The following is a 1,018-nucleotide window of genomic DNA, read 5'->3' on the forward strand; positions in this document are numbered from 1 at the left end:
GCTCCGACCACCGCTGCCGGTTCAGTGCGGCGTAATGAGTGTCGGTGACGACCACGACTCGCAACCCGTCCAAACCTTCGGCCAGCCCGCGAATCGCGACATCGACCGTCCGCACCCGCGGCACCCGCCGCGCCTCGAACACGCCCCACCCGATCAGCACCGCCGACGTGACCAGCACCCCGACCGCCACGATCTGCGCGCCGTCGACCCCGGCCACCGCCAGCGCGCCCCGCGCGAACACCCCGATCACCGACCAGGAGAACACCACCCACACGACCCCGAGCAGGGTGTCGCCGACGATCACCGCCGGGTCGGACTGCGCGGGCCCGTGCCCGAGGAACATCGCCAGCGGCAAGCACACCGCGCCCGCCAGGCAGATCGCCGTCCCGATCCAGAACAGTGCCCCGCTGCCACCGGTCGGTGCCGAGACCAACATCCACCACGGCAGCCCGAACATCAGCGCGGGGACCAGCAACAACAACATCAGGCGTACGGCGAACTTCACGGCGGTCCCGTTCTGGGCAGGGCGGCCGGGCGCGGCCACGAATCGACTTCCAGCGTAGCGCTCGGTCCGCAGCGACCATGTCCTAGAACCCGCGGACCTCGGCTGATGAGGCAGAGCTATCGGTCGCTGGAACGAAGCGGGCTGTCTCACTGCACAATTGGATACGCCCCAGGAGTCAGGGGCGCGCTATGCTGCCCGGCAGGCCCCGTTCGCAGGTTTCCTACCGCAGCGGGTGGAGTGGGGACGCGGCGTGGCCGCATATAGCGAAAGGTCTGAACACCGATCATGCGTGGCGTAATCGTGGGAGGGGCGCACCAGCGCCGACACCGATCCGGGCTGTTGCGGCGGGCCATGGCCGGTGCCGTGGTGGCGGTGCTGCCGTTCGGTGCGACGATGGCGCCCGCGGCCGCCGATGCCGACCCGTCCGCCATCGACTTCCGGGTGGACACCTCGATGGGCGAGATCAACACCAGGATCATCCGGGTGGCCGACGGCAACACCGATCGGGTGGTC

1 pseudogene is annotated in these 1,018 nt (G+C 69.6%); it reads right to left on the bottom strand.

The window, feature by feature from the left end:
* Positions 1-505, bottom strand: a pseudogene (locus tag ACFWUY_RS42040) (metallophosphoesterase); the annotation flags it as partial.
* Between the last annotated feature and the right edge of the window lie 513 nt (positions 506-1,018).

Source organism: Streptomyces sp. NPDC058664, assembly GCF_042716635.1.
In the GTDB taxonomy this organism is placed as follows: domain Bacteria; phylum Actinomycetota; class Actinomycetes; order Streptomycetales; family Streptomycetaceae; genus Streptomyces.